The following is a 3,889-nucleotide window of genomic DNA, read 5'->3' on the forward strand; positions in this document are numbered from 1 at the left end:
CATAAGCCGAAAGACCGTGTGCGATTCCGGCGACCGCAACCATCGACTGCATTGAGCAGTCCTCTCAGATTGACGTCGTAACGCGGCGGTCGGCGCCGCAGAGCACATCCGGACGGCGTCAATCTGAGGGTAAGTCTCACAGCAAACCCTAGCGTAGCGGGAAGTCGCGCACCCGCTGACAGGCCGGAAAGTACGGCCATTAATTCGCGCGAAAGCGCAAAACCGGCGGCAAGATAGGGCCGACGCTGGAACCCGTAACCAGCACCCTGAAGCATGGCGACTTCCGGCCACCCGGACCCCCGACCGAACAGCGCGAACAACTGTCCGGTACCAGTCGCCATGGCTTGAGGGTGAAAGTCGCGTGAACCGGGAACGCCGTAAGGTGAAAAGTCGAGCAATCGGCGAGCAGCAGCGCCCAGCCACTCGCTGCGTGGTAAGGACTGGGATTCACCCTCAACCAACTACGTTGCATCGTAGCCACCAGTGGATACGCAGAGATGCGCTCCTGACAGCCCGGAAAGAACGGGCATCCTCAACGGAGCGCGCAGTACTGGGCTGGTGAGTGGCGCGCACTCGCATGCCAGCCCGTTCCGTTGAGGATACCTCGTGAGCGAGGGGATGATCCGCCGTGCTTGTCGGCCAGCGCGGACGGGAACCCGATGACCGACTACACCAGGGAGCTTTGCGGAGCTGGAGAACTGGGAAGGGTGATAGCCAAACTCCGCACCTTCACGCATGGCGTCTTCTGACAAAAGAGGCGGGCGCCGGACGGATCTGAAATCCGTTCTAGGGAGTCGCCAGTCGTGAGGGTGTAGCTCATAAACGCGAATTGGTAGAGCGGCCCGAAAGGGCGAGCGCGTCGGGTTCGATTCCCGCACCCTCAACGTGGAAAGCCCCGGTACGCAAGCCGGCAAGCGGAGGCAGAGCCCGCACTCTCACGCATGGCGGTTGCCCTAGCAGTTGCGGGCCAACGATGGACAAAACAGCCGCCAGCCGTGAGGGTAAAGCGCGATCCGTGCTCAGCTATCTTTCGAATCAGCCCCTCATGGGCGCGGATTTTCCGGAGTCCGCTCTCAGGTAGCGGGAGAGATCAACCGAAGGTAGCCAGGTTCGCGCCGGCCGGACGTGCGGTAGTGTGACCCACGGAAGCAGACAGGAGTCTTCGGGGATTCATCGAACCGGCCGCTCCCTCATAGCATGCACCCGAAGCCGCCGAAAGGCGCGAATTGAGGGGTAAGCGGCAGATCTCGGAGCCGTGGAGTCCGGTGGAAACCCGGCACCAGTAAGCCCGTGGACTGGCAATAGCGACGGGACGAGCCGCTGAAAGGCGGCAACTCGCGGGCTTAGCTCAGTTGGTAGAGCAGCAGTTTTCCAAACTGCATGTCATCGGTTCGAACCCGATAGCCCGCTCCAATTTCTCTCGGCGTGAGCAAGCCCCGCTCGTGTTTTTCAGGCGCCCCACGTGGGCGCCTTTTTCTTTTATGCGAACGCGCCGACGGCGATCGCCGCCCACAGCGCCTTGCATGCAAAGTGGATCGTCTGATCGGCGCGCATCCCGATCTTTTCCTCGCACTTCAGGAAGTCCGTCACGGCGTGCACGATCGCCTCGCACACGCCAAGCGCGATCGAGCCCGTGACCAGCGCCACGAACCCGGCATGCACCATCGAGTGCGCGAACAGGCAATGCGGCCAGAACATCGCGCCGATCTTCGTATGGCGATTCTTTCCCTGTGCCAGGAAATCGCCCTGCAGCGGATAGTCGGCCAGCGAGTGACCGACCACGAGCCAGAAAAGCACCGTTAGGAACGCTATCACGCGATCGCCTCGCGGATGCGTCGCTCCGTCTCGCGCGGACCATTGCTCACGAGATCGGCGATGTTCTCGCGCGTCGCGGCGTCGAGTTCGTTGAACAATTCCGCCTCCTCCTCGCCGAGCACCAGCTCGCCATTGGTGCGGAGATGCACGAAGTGATTGACCGGACCCTCGAGGGAATATCGATGGAAGCGCATCGCGCAGACCTCATTTTGTGATGATGAGACTTCAGTCTGGCGTCACGATCGGCGGCCGCGCGCTCCGGCGTGCCGTGCTCGACATTATAGAAATAATGTCAAAAGACTTCCCCAAAGCAGTTGGATTCCGACCGTAATACGTTGTATTACCGACGCACGGCGCGCGGCGCGATCAGATGCTAAATGTGTTGGAGAATGCAAGCATGATCGCGGAGCGCCAAGCCAGCATTGGCTTTGCGGAACTCGCGGGCGTGAAATTGAGAATCCAGGGCGCAGGACGGGCGCGCGATAATCAATGGCCCTTTGTGAGCGCGCGCCACGCGTCGCGGTAATGCTCGGCGACATCGCGCGCAATCCCACGCCAATCAGCCATGATTGCCGCGAGCAGCGGCAGCAGGATCGGCAGGAACACGAGGAGAAATAGCGCCGTAGCGCGCAACTGGATCGGATGGCGTTGCCAGTACTTTCGAAGCGTCATTTGCACGGCTCCCACACCGTGACGCCCGCGTCGCGCGCGCGGCGCACCATGTCCGCAGTGCCGGATCCGCCAGGAAATGCAACGACACCTTCGGGCTTCCACTCCTCGAGCATCGCTCGATTGCGCATCGGCCCGGCCGCCTTGTCGTAGAGCTTCCACGGGGCAGGATGTCCGAGATAGGGGATCTCTCGCGACTTCGCCCACTTTTCGGCGAGATTATCGGCACCTGTCGGGCACGCGCCATGAATCACGAGTGTGATCTCGCGCTTTGCGTGCGCGCGATCGAGCGCGCCGAACACCGCGAGTGTATCGGTGAAGTCGCGCCCTCCGCACACGAGCAGCCTCATGCGCGCGCCTTCTCTGCATCGTCGAGCTTGCGCTCGTGCTGACAGACGGAGCACGAACGCTCGGCACCGCAGCGCGCTCGAGCGCCATCGGCACGCGGCCGCACATGCCCGTGCCCATGCTCCCAGTCATACTTTTCGTCCTCGAACAGATCGCCCGTCGACTTGACCGGATCGAGACCCTTGAACTTGTTCGGCGGGAGCGGCTTCTTTTTCGGTGCCTCGAACAGCACCATCTGGCGCGAGTCCGCCGCCGGCGCGCGCCGCGCGCGCTTGTCCGAGTGCGGCTGCACGAAAACGCCATCGCGCCGGGTGTAGCCGGCAATCATCGACTTCAGAATTAGCAGCGTGCGCCGCGCGCCGATCGCCTTGCGCATCGGCTTGCCAGTGATCGTGAAGACCGGACCCTTGTCCTTCGAGTGCAGACGGCCGTAGTCGTCCTCAGACACGTTTTTCGACTGCTCCACCTGGTACCCCATTTTCTTCAGGCGATCGTAGACCTTGCGCGCGGGCGCGCTGACTTCCTTGTCGCTATGGAATGCCTTGCCGCTCTCGAGCGCGTAATTGATCGTGTCGCGATACGCATTCAGCGCGTAGCCCTTGCCGCGCGCGTTCTCGTCCTCGATCATGACCGTGCGCATCGTGACGGCGTCCGGCGATTCTTCGGTCTCAGCGAAACCGACCTTCTGCCCTCCCGCGCCATTGATCGCCGAATCGATCTGCCAGTTACCGTTTTTCTTCTGCTTGACCTTCTCAGGCTTCAGCGCGTCGCTGCTCGCGCCCGTCGGTTGCGCGTTCGGATCCGACTTCGTTTCGGCCTCGCTCGGCCCCTGCCTTGGCGCATCATCGCCGTCCCACTTGTGCGTCATGCTGTCGTGCGGGACGCGATGCACAGCGTCTTTCCCGTCCTTCACCTGCGCGCCATCGGCACCGGACGCGATCACCTCGCCGTGCCCCTTGTGCTCGCCGTGCTCGAACGCGACGTGATCTCCTGGCGTGGCCGCCGGCTTCGCGTCGTCCTTCTTGTTGAACCATGCGTCGTAATCGTCATCGAGATC

At 62.3% G+C, this 3,889-nt stretch carries 5 protein-coding genes and 1 tRNA gene; 1 reads left to right on the plus strand and 5 read right to left on the minus strand.

The features are described from left to right. The first annotated feature begins 1,337 nt into the window (after nt 1-1,337). Nucleotides 1,338-1,413, plus strand: a tRNA-Gly gene (locus tag AWB80_RS42590). Between the two features lie 66 nt (nt 1,414-1,479). On the opposite strand, the gene AWB80_RS42595 is transcribed toward AWB80_RS42590, so the two are convergent. The 5 genes from AWB80_RS42595 to AWB80_RS44280 all read right to left on the minus strand — a co-directional run. Next, nucleotides 1,480-1,815, minus strand: a complete 336-nt coding sequence (locus AWB80_RS42595) for a DUF3307 domain-containing protein (protein ID WP_208635778.1) — start codon at nt 1,813-1,815, stop codon at nt 1,480-1,482. Next, a complete protein-coding gene (locus AWB80_RS42600) occupies nt 1,812-2,009 on the minus strand; it encodes a hypothetical protein (RefSeq protein WP_061180589.1) in 198 nt (65 codons plus the stop codon). The genes AWB80_RS42595 and AWB80_RS42600 overlap by 4 nt, the downstream gene beginning before the upstream one ends. 292 nt (nt 2,010-2,301) lie before the next feature. Continuing rightward, nucleotides 2,302-2,487: a hypothetical protein gene (locus tag AWB80_RS42605; protein WP_061180590.1), complete on the minus strand. Its 186-nt coding sequence runs from the start codon at nt 2,485-2,487 to the stop codon at nt 2,302-2,304. Further along, the gene (locus tag AWB80_RS42610) at nt 2,484-2,834 is read right to left on the minus strand and encodes a DUF2493 domain-containing protein (protein WP_061180591.1); all 351 of its coding nucleotides are present in this window, start codon (nt 2,832-2,834) and stop codon (nt 2,484-2,486) included. The genes AWB80_RS42605 and AWB80_RS42610 overlap by 4 nt, the downstream gene beginning before the upstream one ends. Beyond that, nucleotides 2,831-3,889: hypothetical protein (locus tag AWB80_RS44280; protein WP_160147537.1), on the minus strand; the 1,059-nt coding region annotated here is incomplete at its 5' end. The genes AWB80_RS42610 and AWB80_RS44280, both read right to left, overlap by 4 nt.

The sequence above is a fragment of the Caballeronia pedi genome, from assembly GCF_001544915.2.
GTDB lineage: Bacteria > Pseudomonadota > Gammaproteobacteria > Burkholderiales > Burkholderiaceae > Caballeronia > Caballeronia pedi.